The organism is Streptomyces albidochromogenes, from assembly GCF_005981925.1.
Taxonomy (GTDB): domain Bacteria; phylum Actinomycetota; class Actinomycetes; order Streptomycetales; family Streptomycetaceae; genus Streptomyces; species Streptomyces albidochromogenes.
This window is the reverse complement of the sequence record NZ_VBVX01000006.1, coordinates 12,695-29,737: the sequence shown is the minus strand read 5'-3', so window position 1 is coordinate 29,737 and position 17,043 is coordinate 12,695. Positions and strand designations below refer to the sequence as shown.

At 73.1% G+C, this 17,043-nt stretch carries 15 protein-coding genes; 10 read left to right on the top strand and 5 right to left on the bottom strand.

Features of this window, described 5'->3' with window-relative positions; all coding sequences use genetic code 11:
* The first annotated feature begins 71 nt into the window (after nucleotides 1–71).
* Nucleotides 72–1,193 (top strand): O-antigen ligase family protein, encoded by a 1,122-nt coding sequence (locus E2E34_RS01725; protein ID WP_138900118.1) that lies wholly within the window; start codon nucleotides 72–74, stop codon nucleotides 1,191–1,193.
* A 332-nt stretch (nucleotides 1,194–1,525) separates the two neighbouring features.
* Here E2E34_RS01725 and E2E34_RS01720 read toward each other — a convergent pair whose 3' ends face one another.
* Together E2E34_RS01720 and E2E34_RS01715 are read right to left on the bottom strand one after the other, a co-directional pair.
* Entirely contained in the window at nucleotides 1,526–2,086 is a 561-nt protein-coding gene (locus E2E34_RS01720) for a hypothetical protein (RefSeq protein WP_138900117.1), read from the bottom strand.
* 69 nt (nucleotides 2,087–2,155) lie between these two features.
* Nucleotides 2,156–2,953 carry a glutamate racemase gene (locus E2E34_RS01715; protein ID WP_167518175.1) on the bottom strand — a complete coding sequence of 266 codons (798 nt, stop codon included), beginning with the start codon at nucleotides 2,951–2,953 and terminating at the stop codon, nucleotides 2,156–2,158.
* A gap of 58 nt (nucleotides 2,954–3,011) precedes the next feature.
* Between E2E34_RS01715 and E2E34_RS01710 the strand changes: the two genes are divergently transcribed.
* Entirely contained in the window at nucleotides 3,012–4,205 is a 1,194-nt protein-coding gene (locus E2E34_RS01710) for a glycosyltransferase (RefSeq protein WP_138900116.1), read from the top strand.
* 15 nt (nucleotides 4,206–4,220) lie between these two features.
* Here E2E34_RS01710 and E2E34_RS01705 read toward each other — a convergent pair whose 3' ends face one another.
* A complete protein-coding gene (locus E2E34_RS01705) occupies nucleotides 4,221–5,528 on the bottom strand; it encodes a TerD family protein (RefSeq protein ID WP_138900115.1) in 1,308 nt (435 codons plus the stop codon).
* Between the two features lie 272 nt (nucleotides 5,529–5,800).
* Here E2E34_RS01705 and E2E34_RS01700 point away from each other — a divergent pair, with 272 nt between their 5' ends.
* From E2E34_RS01700 to E2E34_RS01685, 4 genes are all read left to right on the top strand, one after another.
* Nucleotides 5,801–6,268 (top strand): DUF6643 family protein, encoded by a 468-nt coding sequence (locus tag E2E34_RS01700; RefSeq protein WP_138900114.1) that lies wholly within the window; start codon nucleotides 5,801–5,803, stop codon nucleotides 6,266–6,268.
* 42 nt (nucleotides 6,269–6,310) lie between these two features.
* Nucleotides 6,311–7,135, top strand: coding sequence for an MOSC domain-containing protein (locus E2E34_RS01695; RefSeq protein ID WP_138900113.1), 825 nt, complete (start codon nucleotides 6,311–6,313; stop codon nucleotides 7,133–7,135).
* 97 nt (nucleotides 7,136–7,232) lie between these two features.
* Nucleotides 7,233–7,838: an Rv1733c family protein gene (locus tag E2E34_RS01690; protein ID WP_208765114.1), complete on the top strand. Its 606-nt coding sequence runs from the start codon at nucleotides 7,233–7,235 to the stop codon at nucleotides 7,836–7,838.
* Nucleotides 7,839–7,970: 132 nt separating this feature from the next.
* Nucleotides 7,971–10,376, top strand: coding sequence for a right-handed parallel beta-helix repeat-containing protein (locus E2E34_RS01685; RefSeq protein ID WP_138900111.1), 2,406 nt, complete (start codon nucleotides 7,971–7,973; stop codon nucleotides 10,374–10,376).
* Here E2E34_RS01685 and E2E34_RS01680 read toward each other — a convergent pair.
* Nucleotides 10,346–12,721 (bottom strand): TMEM165/GDT1 family protein, encoded by a 2,376-nt coding sequence (locus E2E34_RS01680; RefSeq protein WP_138900110.1) that lies wholly within the window; start codon nucleotides 12,719–12,721, stop codon nucleotides 10,346–10,348. The two genes, E2E34_RS01685 and E2E34_RS01680, sit on opposite strands and share 31 nt — an antisense overlap.
* Nucleotides 12,722–12,941: 220 nt before the next feature.
* Between E2E34_RS01680 and E2E34_RS01675 the strand changes: the two genes are divergently transcribed.
* Both E2E34_RS01675 and E2E34_RS01670 read left to right on the top strand, forming a co-directional pair.
* A complete protein-coding gene (locus E2E34_RS01675; protein WP_138900109.1) occupies nucleotides 12,942–13,832 on the top strand; it encodes a DeoR/GlpR family DNA-binding transcription regulator in 891 nt (296 codons plus the stop codon).
* An 89-nt stretch (nucleotides 13,833–13,921) separates the two neighbouring features.
* Nucleotides 13,922–14,401, top strand: coding sequence for an SRPBCC family protein (locus E2E34_RS01670; RefSeq protein ID WP_138900108.1), 480 nt, complete (start codon nucleotides 13,922–13,924; stop codon nucleotides 14,399–14,401).
* Nucleotides 14,402–14,504: 103 nt separating this feature from the next.
* Here E2E34_RS01670 and cds1 read toward each other — a convergent pair whose 3' ends face one another.
* Entirely contained in the window at nucleotides 14,505–15,641 is a 1,137-nt protein-coding gene (cds1, locus tag E2E34_RS01665; protein WP_138900107.1) for an L-cysteine desulfhydrase Cds1, read from the bottom strand.
* Between the two features lie 327 nt (nucleotides 15,642–15,968).
* Between cds1 and E2E34_RS01660 the strand changes: the two genes are divergently transcribed.
* A complete protein-coding gene (locus tag E2E34_RS01660; RefSeq protein ID WP_138900106.1) occupies nucleotides 15,969–16,313 on the top strand; it encodes a hypothetical protein in 345 nt (114 codons plus the stop codon).
* Nucleotides 16,314–16,479: 166 nt separating this feature from the next.
* A complete protein-coding gene (locus E2E34_RS01655) occupies nucleotides 16,480–17,010 on the top strand; it encodes an ATP-binding protein (RefSeq protein WP_189715172.1) in 531 nt (176 codons plus the stop codon).
* The last annotated feature ends 33 nt before the right edge of the window (nucleotides 17,011–17,043 follow it).

Sequence of the window (17,043 nt, the reverse complement as noted above, 5' to 3'; positions counted from 1 at the left end):
CGCCAGTCCCCGACGCCCGGCCCGCCCGGCCGCGGTCGGCGGGGCCCGTCTCAGCTCGGGGGGTGGACGGGATGGCCGCACCGGCCGTACGGTCCGGCGCGCGCGAACGCGGCGCGCTCACCGACGCCGCCGGCGTCGTGGTCCTCGGCGGCTGCGCCGTGTGGTCGCTGGTCGCCGCTGCCGGGCGGGAGGCCAGGCCGGAGGGCGTACTGCTGGCCGTGCTCGCCGTCGCCGGGAGCTACGCGTGCGGCCGGATCTGCGGCTCGCTGCTGCCGGTCGCCGCCGCTTCCGCCGCCGCGTGCGGCGCGCTCGCCCTCGCCGTCCTGCTGCACCCGGACCACGGCTTGCCGGGCGACCTGCCCGGTGCGGCCGCGAGCCGGAGCTTCGGCAGTACGGGTGCCACGGCCGCACTGCTGGCGCTCGCCGCGGGCGCGGCCTGCTGCGCGGCGTGGGTGGCCCGGCCGCGCGGGCCGCGGGTCGCTCTGCGGCTGCTGGCCCTGCTCGTGGCGGCGACGGGTCTGGTGCTCGGTTCCGTCGCGGGGTTCGCCGCGGCGCTCGGCGTACTGCTGTGTTCACTGGCGGCGGCGCGGATGCGCCGCAGGGCGGCGGGTCTGGCGGGCTTCGCCCTGGCGACGGGGCTCGTGGTGGGCGGTTCGTGGGCGGTGGCCGAGGACGCCCTGCCGCATGGCCTCACGGTCTCGCTGGAAGGGCAGCTCACGGTGAACCGGGTGCTGCTGTGGCGGGACGCGCTCGACCTCGCCGAGGCGCATCCGGTGCGGGGCGCGGGGCCCGACCGGTTCGGCAGACTCAGCCCCACCGCGCAGCAGACACCGCACTCCGTCGGCAAGCCCCACTCGGCGCCGATGCAGCTCGCGGCCGAGCAGGGCGTCGTGGGGGTCGCCCTCCTCGGTGCGGCCTTCGGCTGGATGCTGTACGGGCTGTGGCGCTCGCCCCGCGACACCCCTGTGGTCCTGACCGCGGGGGCGGCGCTCACCGCCGTCGCGGCGCTGGCGGGCGTCGGCAACGCGCTCAGCTTCACGGCGGTGACGGCGGGCGCCGGGGCGCTGGCGGGCTTGGCCACCGCTCGGCGGCTGTCCGACGACGGCGACACGCGGGCCCCCGGCGTCGCTACGGCGAAGGCGCCGGCACGCGGTCGACGGCCCCGGGTGCCGACGGCCCGCCCGTTCCCGTGACCGGGCTCCGCCCGGGCCGTTCCCGCGGCGGAGGACCGTTCGCGGGAACGGCCCTCCCGGTGAAAGGTGCGTTCCCGGGAACGCTCTCTCCTCGGCAGCGCGGCGTTCCCGGGAACGCACCGTTCCCAGGAGGGTGCCTTCTCGGGAACGCTTCGGCGCGTTCACGAGCACAGCAGAGTATCGACCGGAGCGCGGCCGATGGCAGACGGCCGATGGCCGATGGCAGATGGCAGATGGCAGATGGCAAACGACACGCTCTTCCCAGGCACGGCCTGTTCATCAGAACGGTCGGATCGCGTAGGCGCGAACACCTGCGCACGAACAGACAGGGGTCAGCTCCCGGCCGTTCCGCGTGTCGCGGCCGCGTGCAGGCGGGCGCGGATGATGCGTACCGCCGTCTCCGCGTCGTCCACGGTCACGGTGAAGATCCGGCCGTCGCCCAGCCGCAGGACGACTCCCTCGCCTCTGCGGACGATCACCGCCATCCCCTTCCCCGGGCGCCAGCGGTATCCCCAGCCGCCCCAGTGCCGAGGCGTGACCCGGGGCGCGAACTCCGCCCGCACCACATGGGCGAGCGGGATGCGCCGGCGGGGCAGCCCCATGTGGCCGCACCGGACCTCCAGCGCGTCGTTGTCGACCTTGACCGCCACGTGGACGAACGCGAGTGTCCCGAAGAGGATCAGCAGGCCGGCCGCGAGGCAGCCGACGACCGACATCAGGAGCGGGGCGACGCCGGAGGTCCACGTCGAGTCGACGGCGAGCTTCACACCGAGAGCGAGGCATCCCGCGCCGACTGCCGCGAGCAGCCACTGCGCGCGGTTCGTCGCGCGTCCGGTCCAGATCACGGGAAGGGGCTCCGTGATGCGCCCCTCGCTGTGGGGGTGGTCCCTCATGCGTAGCAGCGTACGCACGATCCGCGTCCCGGGCAGCGCCGGGCGGGGCCGCCTTCGGCCGGACGGTGGTCAGCGCGCGGCGTCGACCGTCTGGTCGACCGTCTCCAGGAGGCGGCCCTCCGCGTACGCGAGCGCCTCGGCCGGCAGCGCGGAGCCCCGGCCGCTCAGCAGTACGGTGAGGTCCGCTCCGGGGGTGGCCGCAGGGGCCGGGCTCGCACCGATGCGGCGCAGGGCCTGCGCGGCCACGGCTTCGGCGGACCCGTGGAGCACGACGGGCGGGAGGCCGGGCGGCTGGACGGCGGCCCCGATGCGCTCGACGAGCAGCTCGTAATGGGTGCAGCCCAGGACGACGGCCCTTACATCGCGCGGCGTGAGGGCGGCGGCCGCGGCGATGGCGCGGTCGATCGCCTCTTCGTCGGCGCGCTGCACGGCGTCGGCGAGGCCGGGGCAGGGCACCTCGGTGACGGCGGCGCCGTCGGCGAAGTCGCGAATGAGGCCGCGCTGGTAGGGGCTGCCCGTGGTGGCGGGCGTGGCCCAGATGGCGACGGAGCCGCCCCCGGCGGCGGCCGGCTTGATCGCGGGGACGGTGCCGATGACCGGGATCCCGGGCTCCAGCTCCGCGCGGAGGGCGGGCAGCGCGTGCACGGAAGCGGTGTTGCAGGCGACGATCAGCGCGTCGGGCCGGTGGGCCGCGGCGGCCCGCGCCACGGCGAGCGCGTGCTCGGTGATGTCGGCCGGCGTACGCGGCCCCCAGGGCATGCCTTCGGGGTCGGAGGAGAGGACCAGATCGGCGTCGGGCCGCAACCGGCGCACCGCGGCGGCCGTCGGCAGCAGGCCGATTCCCGAGTCCATAAGCGCGATCTTCACCCGGTCACCATAGTCGACCGCCCTCCAGCGGCCCTCGGGGTGGGGCAGACTGCGGCGAATGAGTGCTGTTGCGTGGATTGCGGTCGTTTCGCTGGTCGCCTGGGTGTGGCTGCTGCTGGGCCAGGGCTTCTTCTGGCGTACGGACCAGCGACTGCCGCGCCGCGAGGAGCCCGGCACATGGCCTGATGTCGCGGTGGTGGTGCCGGCGCGCGACGAGGCCGAGATGCTTCCGCTGAGCCTGCCGCCGCTGCTCGCCCAGGACTATCCGGGGCGCGCCGAGATCGTCCTCGTCGATGACGGCAGCACCGACGGTACGGGCGCCCTGGCGCGCGAGCTGAGCGCCCTGCACGGGGGCCTGCCGCTGACCGTGGTCTCGCCGGGCGATCCCGATCCCGGGTGGACGGGAAAGCTGTGGGCCCTGCGGCACGGCATCGCGCTGGCCCGCACGCGGGGAAGGCAGGAGTACGAGACGGAACCGGAGTACCTGCTTCTCACGGACGCGGACATCGCGCACGCGCCGGACAGCCTGCGCGAGCTGGTGGCCGCAGCCCGTACCAACGACCTCGACCTGGTGTCCCAGATGGCGCGGCTGCGGGTCGTCAGCATGTGGGAGCGGTTGATCGTTCCCGCGTTCGTGTACTTCTTCGGACAGCTCTACCCGTATCGGTGGGTCAACAGGGCGGGGGCGCGGACCGCCGCGGCCGCCGGCGGCTGCGTGCTGCTGCGGACCGAGGCCGCCGCACGCGCGCGCGTGCCCGACTCGATCCACCAGGCGGTCATCGACGACGTGTCCCTCGCGAGAGCGGTGCGGCGCGGTGGCGGCACGATCTGGCTGGGGCTCGCCGACCGGGTGGACAGCGTGCGCCCGTATCCGCGGCTCGGTGATCTGTGGCGGATGGTCTCGCGCAGCGCCTACGCGCAACTGCGGCACAGTCCGGCGCTGCTCGCGGGAACGGTCGCGGGGCTCGCGCTGGTGTATCTCGCGCCCCCGCTCACTCTGTGCGCCGGTGTGCTGTCGGTTGACGGGGCGGCGGCCTGGGCGGGCGGCCTGGCATGGGCCGTAATGACCGCTACGTACCTTCCTGTACTGCGTTACTACGGCCAGCCTTTGTGGCTCGCTCCGCTGCTGCCGTTCACCGCCGTGCTCTATCTGCTGATGACCGTCGACTCCGCCGTACAGCACTACCGGGGGCGGGGTGCGGCCTGGAAGGGGCGTACCTACGCACGTCCCGAGGCCGCGCCCGAGCGCTGAGCCGCGACGGGAGGGTCACTTCCTTCCGGGCGACCAGTTCATGCCCCACCCGTAGGCGTGGTCGATGGTGCGCTGCGGGCTGACACCGCGCTCCGGTACGAGGTAGCGCGCTTCGCGGCGCACGGTCAGATCGCCGTCCTCGTTGGTGATGAGGGCGAGCGCCGCGACGGTGGACGGCACGGTGCACTCGTCGAGCGAGAAGTCGATGGGCGCGCCGTTCTGCGGCGTCAGCGTGACCGTGGCGTGCAGGTCGGCGAAGGAACGGGCCCCTTCGTAGACGGCCACGAAGATGACGACACGACGGAGCTTGTCCTGATGGTCGAGGTTGATGGTCAGGTTCTCGCCGGTGCTCACGGATCCGGTGCGGTCGTCGCCGTCGAGATGGATGTACGGCGGCTGCTGGAGGGAGCCGAAGGCGTTGCCGAGCGCCTGGACGACGCCCTTGCGGCCGTCGGTGAGTTCGTAGAGGGCGCACAGGTCGAGATCGAGGTCGCCGTGCATGGCGACGGCCCTGCCGAGCTTCGCGGCCCATCCCGTGAACTGTTTGCGCACCTCCCAGTTGAGGTTCACGCGCATCATGCCCGTGGTGCCGCCTCGCTTGGTGAGGGAGACCGAGGGGGCTTCCTTGGTTAGCGTGATCTTGGTGAGACGTACGGGAGCGGAAGGAGAGGCCGGGGGCGCGGCCGGGGGCGGTGCGGACGCGGCGGCCGGGGCCTCGGCCCGAGCGGCCACCGGGGACGGCCCCGAGGCCGGTGTCTGGGTCCGGGCCTGGGCCCGGGCCTGCACGTCGGACTGCTGCGGCTCGTCGACGCTGATGCCGAAGTCCCTGGCCAGTCCCTCCAGTCCAGTGTCGTAGCCCTGGCCCACGGCCCGGAACTTCCACGCGCCCTGGCGCCGGTAGAGCTCACCGAGGACGAAGGCCGTCTCGACGCTCGCGTCCTGGCTGTCGAACCGCGCGATCTCCCTGCCGTTCGCGGCGTCCAGCACCCGGACGTAAAGCCCCGGCACCCGGCCGAAGTTGCCGCCGTCCGCAGAGGCCGCCACGACCACGGTCTCCACGGCCGCCTCCACCCGGGCGAGGTCGACGTGGAGCGTGTCCGTCACGCTGTCCCCGGCGGGTGTCTTGCCGTCGTGGCGCACCGCGCCGGACGCGTGGGCGGGCTGGTTGTAGAAGACGAAGTCCGCGTCGTCACGGACCTTCCCCGACACCAGCAGGAGGGCTGAGGCGTCGACGTCCGGCACACCGGCGCCTGAACGCCATCCCAATTCGACGCGCACAGCCTGTGCCGGCACCGGCACATTGGTTCCTTTAAGCATGGACATGATCGCCCCGATCGCGAGTGCGGGTGTCTGAGGATTTCCGTGGAGCCAACCTATTCCCCGGCTTCTCCCAGCCCTGCGAGCGACGGGCTCAAGATCGCCGGGAGACCTCGGGTAACCCATGGCCAGGGCGCTCTTTACATGATCCCAACGCCGAACGGCGACCGTTTTTCCCAAGTTCGCTCGGATTAGGGATCCGCCGCCACTCGCAACCCGTAAAACAACCCTCTTATCGGGCTCCCCAACCAGAACATCTTCGGCTTAACTTAGGTGCCATGACCTCCCCCCGCGCCACCTACGGCGGCGGTTACTACTCCGCCCCGTCCTTCCCGGACACCCCCATCTACGACTCCCTCGTCGCAGAGCGGGGCACGCCCCAGATCGCTCCCATCCGGGTACCTGCCGCGTACGACACCGGAAACAGCTATCTGCCGGCCCTCCCGGCGGCGCTTCCCGCACTTCCCGCCGCACCCTCCTACTACTCCCCCGCCCCTTCCTACGGTTATCCGCAGCAGGCCGCGCCCCAGCCGATGCCGCTGCAGCAAGCGCCCGCGCCGTACATCCCGCAACAGGCCTCGGGCCCGCGCGGTTACCCGGGGCCGCAGCAGTACCAGCAGCAGCCGCCGCGTCAGGCCGCCGCCACCGGGTACGAGGCCATGCGTCCCGCGGCGCCGCGTCCGGTGCCCGCCGTGACGCCGTACGACGACCCGTACAACCACCAGTACCAGGGCCGGGGGTACTGACCGGGCGGCCGAGTGTCGGACCCGGCTGGCAGGATTGGCCGCATGCCGAACTCGCTGCTCCACGCGGTCCACGTCTATCCGGTCAAGTCCGCGGCGGGGTGCGCGCCGGGCGAGGTGGAGATCGAGCCGTGGGGCCCGGCAGCGGACCGCAGATGGATGCTGGTCGACCCGGCCGGCAAGGTGGTCACCCAACGCCCTCAGCCGCGTCTCGCCCTGGCACGTGCCGAGCCCCTGCCGGACGGTGGGATACGGATGACCGCGCCCGGCTGTGAGCCGCTGACCGTGGCCGTGCCGGCGCCCGCGGGCACGACGGGTGTGCAGCTCTGGAAGGACAAGGTGGAGGCGGTCGAGGCGGGCGCGGGGGCGCACGCCTGGTTCAGCGCGTACCTGGGCACCGAGGTGCGCCTGGTCCATCTCGACGACCCGGCGCGCCGCCGTCCGGTCGCGCCGAAGTACGGGAAGCCCGGCGAGACGGTGAGCCTCGCCGACGCCTACCCCCTGCTGGTGGCCACGCTCTCCTCGCTCGACGCGCTCAACTCCCTCGTCGCGCAGGGGGACCACGCCGACGAGGGGCCGCTCCCGATGAGCCGCTTCCGGCCGAACGTCGTCGTGGACGGCACCGCGCCGTGGGCGGAGGACGACTGGAAGCGCGTCGCCATCGGTGAGGTGACCTTCCGGGTCACCGAGCCCTGCGCCCGCTGTGTCGTCACCACCACCGACCAGCGGACGGCCGAGCGCGGCAAGGAGCCGCTGCGCACGCTCGCCCGGCACCGGCGCTCCGGCGAGAAGCTGCTCTTCGGGCAGAATCTCGTGCCCGAGGGGACCGGGACCATCCGCGTCGGTGATCCGGTGAGAATCCTCGAATAGGCCGGCGGGGCGTGGGAACCCGCCGGGGCGGCACACCCGTTGAAGAAGCGCCCGGGGCGGTCGGGCGTGCGGCGGGGCGCGGAAGGGGGTGCGGACGGTGCGCACAGCGTTGACGGTGTGGCGCCGGCGGCACAGCCCGCTGTGCCGTACGACCGATCTCGTCGAGGCGTGGGTGACGTTCGCCGTCGCCCTCCTGATCGTGTTCGCCGCCCCCGCGGCGGGGTGGCTCTGCGGCACGCTCACCCACGAGACGCTGCGGGACTCGGTGCGCGCACAGAACAAGGAGCGTCACCGGACGACGGCGTACGTCGTCCGTACCACCACCGGGCCGGTCCTGCTCCCCGATCCGGAGAACCCTTCGGAGAGCGCCGCGTACATCGGAGTCGTGGCCCGCTGGACGGCGCACGACGGGACGGGGCGCACCGGAGCGGTGACGACCACCCAGCGGGTCGCCCGGCCCGGCGACCGCTTCCGGATGTGGACAGACGACCGGGGGCGTCCCGTCGGCCGCCCCCTGCGTGACGCCACCGCCGACACCCACGCCACCATCGCCGGCATCGGCGCGGCGGCAGCGGCGGCCGGACTGTTCGAGGGCGGCAGGCGCCTGTTCGTATGGCGGCTCACACAGCGTCGGTACGCCCGGCTCGACCGGGCGTGGGCCGAAGCCGGTCCCGACTGGGGACGCACCGGCGCCGGCAGCTGACAGCCGCTCTCCGGCCGGTCGGCGGACCGTCCACGAGCACGGCTGACCGGTCAACTCCGCTCCCTGGCGCGCGCTACGGTGGAGCGGCCAGTTCGTCAGCACGTCGGCACAAGGTGGGGGCACAGCAACGCCATGGCACAGGGCACGGTCCAGGTGACGCACACCGGCACATCGCGGTGGCGGCGCCGCACAGGCGAATACGCCTCCCTCGCCGCGGCTCTGGAGGCCGCGGGCGACGGTGACGTGCTCACCGTCGCCCCTGGTACCTACCGGGAGAACCTCGTCGTCGAGCACGCCGTGACCCTGCGCGGCCCCGAGGGGACGGTCGGCTCGGTGCGGATCGCACCGGTGGACGGGGTGGCCCTGACCCTGCGCGCCTCCGCCGTGATCCAGGACCTCCACGTCGAGGGTCAGGACACCGCCTCGCCCGCGCTGCTCGTCGAGGACGGCGCTCCCGAACTCGTCGACCTGCGCGTCGTGACACGCTCCGCCGTCGGCATCGAGGTGCGCGGCGCCGCCCGGCCGACCGTGCGCCGCTGCACGGTCGACAATCCGGCGGGGGTCGGCATCGGCGTCATAGACGGCGCGGGCGGGGTGTTCGAGGAGTGCGAGGTGGTCGCGGCAGGGCAGTCGGGCATCTCGGTGCGCGGCGGCGCGCACCCCCGTCTGGACCGCTGCCGGGTCCACCACACCTCGGGTGCGGGCCTGTCCGTGACCGGTGAGGGCAGCGGCCTCGAGGCCGTCGGGTGCGAGGTGTACGAGGTCAAGGGCAGCGGCGTGCAGGTCGCCGCCCGCGCCTCGGCCCACCTCACCGACTGCACCGTGCACCGCACCTCTGCCGACGGGGTCACGCTCGACACCGACGCCGTACTGACGCTCTCCGACTGCGACATCCACGACGTTCCCGAGAACGCCATCGACCTGCGCTCGCGCGCGGTCCTCACTCTGACCCGTTCCACAGTGCGCCGCTTCGGCCGCAACGGGCTGTCCGTCTGGGACCCCGGCACGCGCGTGGACGCCAACCAGTGCGAGATCCACGACAGTACGGGCGACTATCCCGCGGTGTGGATCAGCGACGGCGCGACCGCCGTGCTGGAGGGCTGCCGGGTGCACGATGTACCGGACGCGCTGTTCGTCCTCGACCGGGGCTCGCGGGTGGACGTGGTGGACAGCGACCTGTCCCAGGTGCGTAACACGGCCGTGTCCGTGAGCGACGGCGCGACCGCGCAGCTGGACGACTGCCGGATCCGTGAGGCGTCGACCGGTGCGTGGTTCCGCGACCACGGCAGCGGCGGCACGCTCTCCGGCTGCACCATCGACGGGGCGCAGACGGGTGTCATCGTCACCAAGGGCGCCGACCCGCGCATGGAGCGCTGCACGGTGACCTCGCCGGCGGAGGCGGGCTTCTACGTCTCGGCGGAGGGCCGCGGCACCTTCCACGGCTGCCGGGTGACGGGGAGCAGCGGATACGGCTTCCACGTGATCGACGGCTGCCGTACGACGCTGACCGGCTGCCGCACCGAGCGCTGCGCGCGCGGCGGTTACGAGTTCGCCGAGGACGGGCCGCTCGTCGAGGACTGCACCAGCGACGAGAGCGGCGTCCGGGCGACCGTCCCCGAGGCCACCGCCGTGCTGACGGCCACGCAGACCACCGGGCTGCTCGGCGCGGTCCCGGGACAGCGGGCGACGGAGCCCGTGGCCGCCCCTGTGCCGGCGGCGGAGCCCGCCCGGACGTCCGCGGCCGTGCTCGGCGAACTGGACGCCCTGGTGGGCCTGGAGAGCGTCAAGCGCGAGGTGCGCGCGCTCACCGACATGATCGAGATCGGCCGCCGCCGCCAGGAGGCCGGCCTGAAGGCCGCCTCGGTCCGCCGGCACCTGGTGTTCACCGGCTCCCCCGGCACCGGCAAGACGACGGTGGCGCGCCTGTACGGCGAGATCCTCGCCTCGCTGGCGGTGCTGGAGCGCGGTCACCTCGTCGAGGTGTCCCGGGTGGACCTCGTCGGCGAGCACATCGGTTCCACGGCCATCCGTACGCAGGAGGCGTTCGACCGGGCGCGCGGCGGTGTGCTGTTCATCGACGAGGCGTACGCCCTGTCCCCCGAGGACTCGGGGCGCGACTTCGGCAAGGAGGCCATCGACACCCTGGTGAAGCTCATGGAGGACCACCGGGACGCGGTCGTCGTCATCGTCGCCGGCTACACGGCGGAGATGGAGCGCTTCCTGAACGTCAACCCCGGTGTCGCCTCGCGCTTCTCCCGCACGATCACCTTCTCCGACTACGCCCCGGAGGAACTGCTGCGCATCGTGGAACAGCAGGCCGAGGAGCACGAGTACCGGCTGGGTGCGGGAACGGCCGAAGCGCTTCTCAAGTACTTCACCGCGCTGCCCAAGGGGCCGGCGTTCGGCAACGGCCGTACCGCGCGGCAGACCTTCGAGTCGATGGTGGAACGGCACGCGGGCCGGGTCGCCCAGCTCACCGAGATGAACACGGACGACCTGACCCTCCTCTACCCCGAGGACCTGCCGGAACTCCCCTGACCGAGCGGGGTGTCCGGCCGCTGCCCGGGCACCGCGCACGGCGGCAGCCGGTCCAGCAGCGCGGTCCTCTCCCGGTCGAACGCGGGATCGGCCTGGTAGTCGGAATGACCGAGCACGGGAGCGGGCAACGGCTGTTCCCTGGTGCGTCCGTAAGCGAGCGGGTCCTTGAGCGCTTCCGTGTCCACACCGGGCGCCTGGTCGCTCTTCACGCGCACCGGTCCCCCGATGGGATCGGTACGGCGCCACAGGTTGCGCCAGCAGTGCACCTCGTCGCTGAGGGCTTCCAGACAGGCCGTTCCGAAGAACGCCGGGAACCAGCGCGCGTACAACCGCTCCAGGGGTGATCCGTACGTGAGCAGGGCGACCCGCCGTCGTGCGCGCGGCGGCAGCTGCCAGACGGACGCCGCGGCGAGGACGCTGCCCTGCGAGTGGCCGGAGATGACGAGCCGTCCGCCGGTGCGGTCGGTCCAGCCGGCCATCCGCCACGTCAGGTCGGGCACCGCGCGCTCCGCGTAGCACGGCGGCGCGAAGGGGTGGGAGGCGCGCGGCCAGAACGTGCCGACGTCCCACAGGATGCCGATGGTGCGGCGGGCCGCGGGGTCGCGGTAGGCCCGCCGGCCCCAGGTGACGAACAGTATGAATCCGACGCCGATCAGCCACGATCCGAGCGCCTGCGCGGCCTGAGCCGCCGACGCGACGAAGTCGGCGGTGCCCGCGGCGGCCCGGCCCGGCACCTTCCCGGTCACCCACGCCCCCACGAGCGCGGCGGCGCCGAACACCAGGGTGGTGGCCGCGGTGACGCCGAGGAGCGTGGGGGCGCGGTCGGTGAGCGCGGCCATCGCCCGGACGCGGGCGATCCGGCGGGTGCGGACCACGTCGGGATCGGCGTCCGGGTACTCCGCCTCGATGCCGCCGGCCAGGGCACGGCGGGCGCGCCAGGTGTGTACGGCGAGGAAGGCGCCCAGCGCCAGCAGGACGACGAGCAGCGGCGGGATCACGGAGGCCTGCCAGGTGAGCAGCACCGGGGGGCCCGCGATGACGCCGCCGGGCTCTCCCGGCGTACCCGCTCCGTCGAGCCAGTCCGCGACCCGCTGGGCGACGCCGCCGGTCATGACCCCGCCCAGCGCGCAGGCGAGCATGGCGGTGGCGGGACCACCGAGTCCGCGCATCGCCGTACGGGCGTCGGGCACGCGCCGGTACATGGTCAGCGCGACGACGGCGAGCGCGACGACCAGGCCGCCCTCGGCGAGGGCGATGATGCCGAAGGCGCGATCGCCCGGGAGCCGGCCCGCCGAGACCCAGCCGGGGCGCGACCACGCGGCGTACAGGACCGTCAGCGCCAGCAGGATCAGCGCCGAGCCGGGCAGCAGGGTGGTGACGGCCCTGTCCAGCTTGACGTCGAGGCGGCTCTCGCTGCGCCCCCTGCGGCACACCACCCACACCACGACGACCGCCCCGGCGAGCAGCGCCCCCTCCAGTAACCGGCCGGTCGCTTCCAGCAGGGGCACGGCGGCGCGGCGGTCGTGGCGTGCGGCCGCTCCGGCGAGGGCGGCGGCGACGGTGAGGAACCCGGCGGCGGTGTGGGCGGCGCGCAACCGGGCGACGAGGCGGCGGCCGTACCAGAAGCCGGGCATGCCGAGGGCGGGGCGGGCGGTCGGCTCGTCGGGGTCGGGCTCCGCGCCGGCGGGCAGGGGGCGCTGGGACTCGTACGCGCTCCAGGTGCGGTTGGAGAGGTACCAGAGCAGGCCGGTCACGGCGGCGGGCACCAGGGCGGCCACGGCGAGGCGCCGGCCCGGCTGGGACCACCAGCCGCCCCGCTCGGTGGACAGGAAACCGAGCCACGACTTGTCACCGGAGCATCGGGGCGAGCCCGCGCACTGCCAGGCGGTGAGGTCCAGTGCGACCTCGCAGGCGGCGGCGATCAGCAGCACGGTGAGGCTCAGTGCGAGGAGCCGCACCAGCACGCCGTACGTGCGCACGGTTCTGGTGAGGCCGCGAGTGGTGGGCTGCATCCAGTGGGCGAGGTTGGCGACCATGAAGGGCAGCAGGAGCAGCCACAGGGCGCGGGCGCCGTTGCCGGAGGTGAGGTTGCACCAGACGTACGCCTCGGGGACCGGCCGGTCGCGGGTCTCGTCCCCGTCGGGCACCTGTCCGCCGGGGCCCGTGGCCCGGTCCGCTTCGACGTCCTCGGCGCGGCGGTAGACGGCCGCGGTCTCGTCGCCGGTGATCCGGACCGTGCGCGGGTCACCGAGCATGTCCTGGGGCGTGGTGCCGCCGACCCCGTGGACCAGCAGTTCGAGCGCGGGGCCGCCGTCGTCGTCGCGAGGTGGTGTGACACGGGGCACTTCTGTGGCTCGCTCTCGTGGTGGGAGGATCGGGAGGATCGTCTTCCGCGCACGGCGCGGCCGCTCAAGGATCCCGGATCATGGACGGCCGCGGCACGGCTCTCGCCGAATCTCACGGAATCTCCCCGAGGTCCGGCCGCCGGGCACCCGTGCGAGGATGAGCAACCCCTCCATGCCCGTACCCCGACCTGTACCCCGAAACGAAGGGACCGGACCGCCCGTGACCGACAGTCAGAACCTGCTCGCGGAGCAGCGTCGTGCCTTGATCCTCGACGAGGTCAGGCGACGCGGCGGGGTCCGGGTCCAAGAGCTGACCAGGAAGCTCAACGTCTCCGACATGACGGTCCGGCGGGACCTCGACGCCCTGGCGCGCCAGGGCGTCGTGGAGAAGGTGCACGGCGGCGCGGTCCCGGTGGTCGAGGCGAGTACGCACGAGCCCGGTTTCGAGGCGAAGTCGGGTCTCGAACTGAGCGCCAAGGAGGACATCGCGCGGGCGGCGGCGGCGATGGCGGTGCGCGGCAGCGCGATCGCGCTGTCCGGCGGCACGACGACGTACGCGCTCGCCCAGCACCTGCTGGAGGTGCCGGACCTGACGGTGGTGACCAACTCGGTGCGGGTCGCCGACGTCTTCCACACCGCGCAGCGCGCGGGCGGCGGGAAGGGGCCGCGTCCCGGTGCGGCCACGGTAGTGCTCACCGGCGGCGTGCGGACGCCGTCGGACTCGCTGGTGGGTCCGGTCGCCGACCAGGCGATCCGTTCGCTCCACTTCGACGTGCTGTTCCTCGGGGTGCACGGCATTTCCGTCGAGGCGGGGCTCTCGACTCCGAATCTGGCGGAGGCGGAGACGAACCGGCGCCTGGTGCGGTCGGCGCGGCGGGTCGTCGTGGTCGCGGACCACACCAAGTGGGGCACGGTGGGGCTGAGTTCGTTCGCCACGCTCGAAGAGGTCGACACCCTGGTGACGGACCGGGGGCTGTCCGCCGGGGCCCGTGAGGAGATGGCCGAGCACCTGCCGGGACTCGTGGTGGCCGGCGAGTCCGGGGCCGTCGAGGCCCAGCACGGCACGGGCGTGGACGGCGGTCCGGCGGACAGCGGTCCGGCAGACAACTGACGGACCGCCAGTTATCGTGTCCGGTCTTGGCCGGCGAGGGCCCCGGGCCCCGTCGCGCCACCGACGAAACCGCTGGGGGTACAGGTCCCATGGCACGCCGACTCCGCCCTGTCGCACTCGACTTCGTCGAGACCGCTCCGACGCGCCTGGTCTTCGCGGCCGAGGCCCTCGCACCTCCGCAGGCCGTCTACGAGGCGCTCGCCGAGGACGTCACCGGCTGGCCCGCCTGGTTCGGCGCGGTGACGATGTGCCGGCCCACCGCGGGCGGAGCGGGGCGCGAGGTGCGCCTCAAAGGCGGCGTCCGCTTCCAGGAGACGGTCCTGGCCGCGGAGCCCGCCGAGCGGTACGCGTACCGCGTCGACGTGACCAACGCCCCCGGCGTGCGCGCCCTGGTGGAGGAGTGGCGGCTCGCCCCGGCCGGTACCGGCACCCGGGTGCGCTGGACGTTCGCGGCGGCGGGACCGGCACCGTTCGGGACGGTGCTGCGCCTGGTCCGGCCCGGTCTGGGACGGGCCTTCCGGGACGCGGTACGCGACCTCGACCGGCGGCTGGCTTCCGCGGACGCCTAGGCGGCCACGCGGTCGGGAACCGCGTCGGCGACCGGCCCGTCGAGAACGGCGGCCACCCCGCCGGCAGCCGTACGCACCTGCCGGCGGGCCGTCGGCCACTCCCTCAGCAGGGCCACTGGCCCGTCGCCAGGAACCGGTCGATCGCGGCGCTGTACGGAGCGATGTCCAGGCCCTGTTCGGCGAGCCAGGCGTCGGAGTAGTACTTGTCGAGGTAGCGGTCGCCGGGGTCGCAGATCAGCGTGACGACGCTCCCCCCGCGCCCCTCGGCGACCATCTCCGAGATGATCTTCAGCGCGCTCCACAGTCCGGTTCCGGTGGAGCCGCCCGCCTTGCGGCCGATGGCCCGTTCCAGCGCCCGTACGGCCGCCACGCTCGCCGCGTCGGGGACCTTCATCATCCGGTCGATGGCACCGGGCACGAAGCTCGGTTCCATGCGGGGCCTGCCGATGCCCTCGATGCGCGAACCGCAGTCGCTCGTCGCGCCCGCGTCGCCCCGGGTCCAGCCGTCGAAGAAACAGGAGTTCTCCGGGTCGGGTACGCAGATGCGCGTGTCGTGCTGCATGTAATGGACGTAGCGCGCGATGGTCGCGGACGTGCCGCCGGTCCCGGCGGTGGCGACGATCCAGGCCGGTTCCGGGTACCGCTCCAGCCTGAGTTGCTGGTAGACGGACTCGGCGATGTTGTTGTTGCCGCGCCAGTCGGTGGCGCGTTCCGCATAGGTGAACTGGTCCATGTAGTGGCCGCCGGTCCTGGCCGCGAGGGCGGCCGACTCCTCGTACATCTTCCGGGAGTCGTCGACGAAGTGGCACTGCCCGCCGTGGAACTGGATGAGCCGGATCTTCTCCGGGCTGGTGGTGCGCGGCATCACCGCGATGAACGGGACGCCGATCAGCTTCGCGAAGTACGCCTCCGAGACGGCGGTCGATCCGCTGGACGCCTCGATGACGGGCTTGCCGGGCCTGACCCAGCCGTTGCACAGGCCGTACAGGAAGAGGGAGCGGGCGAGCCGGTGCTTGAGGCTGCCGGTCGGGTGGGTCGACTCGTCCTTGAGGTACAGGTCGATCCCCCACGCGTCCGGCAGCGGGAAGCGCAGCAGGTGCGTGTCCGCGGAGCGGTTGGCGTCCGCCTGGACCTTGCGGACGGCCTCTTTCAGCCAGGCCCGGTACTCCGGGTCGCTGCGGTCCACGTCGATCGTCGCCATGGCTTCGCTGCCGGTACGTTCCTGGTCCGTGGTGCTCATGCGGGCCACTCCTCGTCGTAGCGCTCCCGGGGCAGCTGGTTCTGCCCGGAAACTCCGGTCCCCAGCTGCCACTCTAAGGCTCTCACCTGCACAAACGTTGACTTTGGGCAGCCATAGGGATCGCTTGTGGGGCGCAGTGGTACGGACCTGGACGCGACCGCTCACCCCGCCGGCCGATCATCGAGGTGCTCTGGTGCGCGGGCCCGGGCTTGTGCAGACTGCGCACGAAGGCATCCGCGCGAAAAGGACATCCGCGCGAAGCGGCATGCGGCGCGTGGCAGGGACGTCCTCGCGAAGGGCACACGTGCGCGAAGGGGGCGAAGTGGAATGGCGGAGCCCGAGTTCAGCGCTACGGGCGTACGGATAGGGCGCTGGCCCCGCTCACTGACCAGGGCCGGCCAGGTGCTCGTCACGGACGGCAGGCTGGTCCTGCTGACGAGCAACGGGCTGGAGATCGACAGCGCGCCGCTGGGCTCCGTGACCGCGGCCCGGCCGTGGTTCGCCGGGGAGGACAGCACCGTGGCGACGGTCAACGGCACCCGGTACCGGCTCACCATGGGGCAGCGCGGCCAGGCCAAGGAGGGTGAGGAGCTGGCCGGGCGATTCCTGGAGACGGTCCGCGCGGCGCAGGACGCGTGCGGCCTTCGGGGCGTACAGGACGCGCGGGACTGATGCGGCGCGAGTTGCGCGGCCGCACCGCCTGGGTGACCCTGGTCTCACATCACTCAGGGTGCAACGGCGGTGACGCTGCGAACCAGCCCCGCCGGACCAAACAGCAGACAGCCACTGCTGGATCCGTTCTTCGTCTTCTTCCGGACCTATTCGGGGAGTCGCAGCCGTGATCAGCGAGCCAAGCAGGCACTGCACGGTGGAGCTCCAGGCCCTGCCGTCGCGGATCGGTCAGGTCCGCAGAATCATTTCGGCCCAATTGCGCTACTGGCATTTGGATCCCTTGATAGACCCGGCGGCGCTCGGCGTCACCGAATTGCTGACCAACGTCCACCGGCACGCAGAGCCGGACAAGATGTGCACCGTGGAGATCGAGCTGCTCCTCGACCGCCTGACGGTGTCCGTCCACGACCACGATCCGCGTCTGCCCACCGTTCGTGCGGCCGGCGCGTCCGAGACGAGCGGGCGCGGTCTCGCTCTCATCGAGGCGGTCAGCGAGAGCTGGGGCGTACGCCCGCAGGGCGATGCCGGGAAGGTCGTGTGGTTCACGCTTCCCACCCCGGCTCCCGCGGTGACACTGCCGCCGTACCCCGTGTACGGAGCGACGACCGACGGACCGTTCGCGCACGACGGGACCGGTCACGAGGTCATCCCGGCGACGCACGTTCCCGCCGCCGTCCGGTCCGCCGTAGCGGGCTGACCGGACGCCGGCCTTCCGCCACCAGGGGCCCCG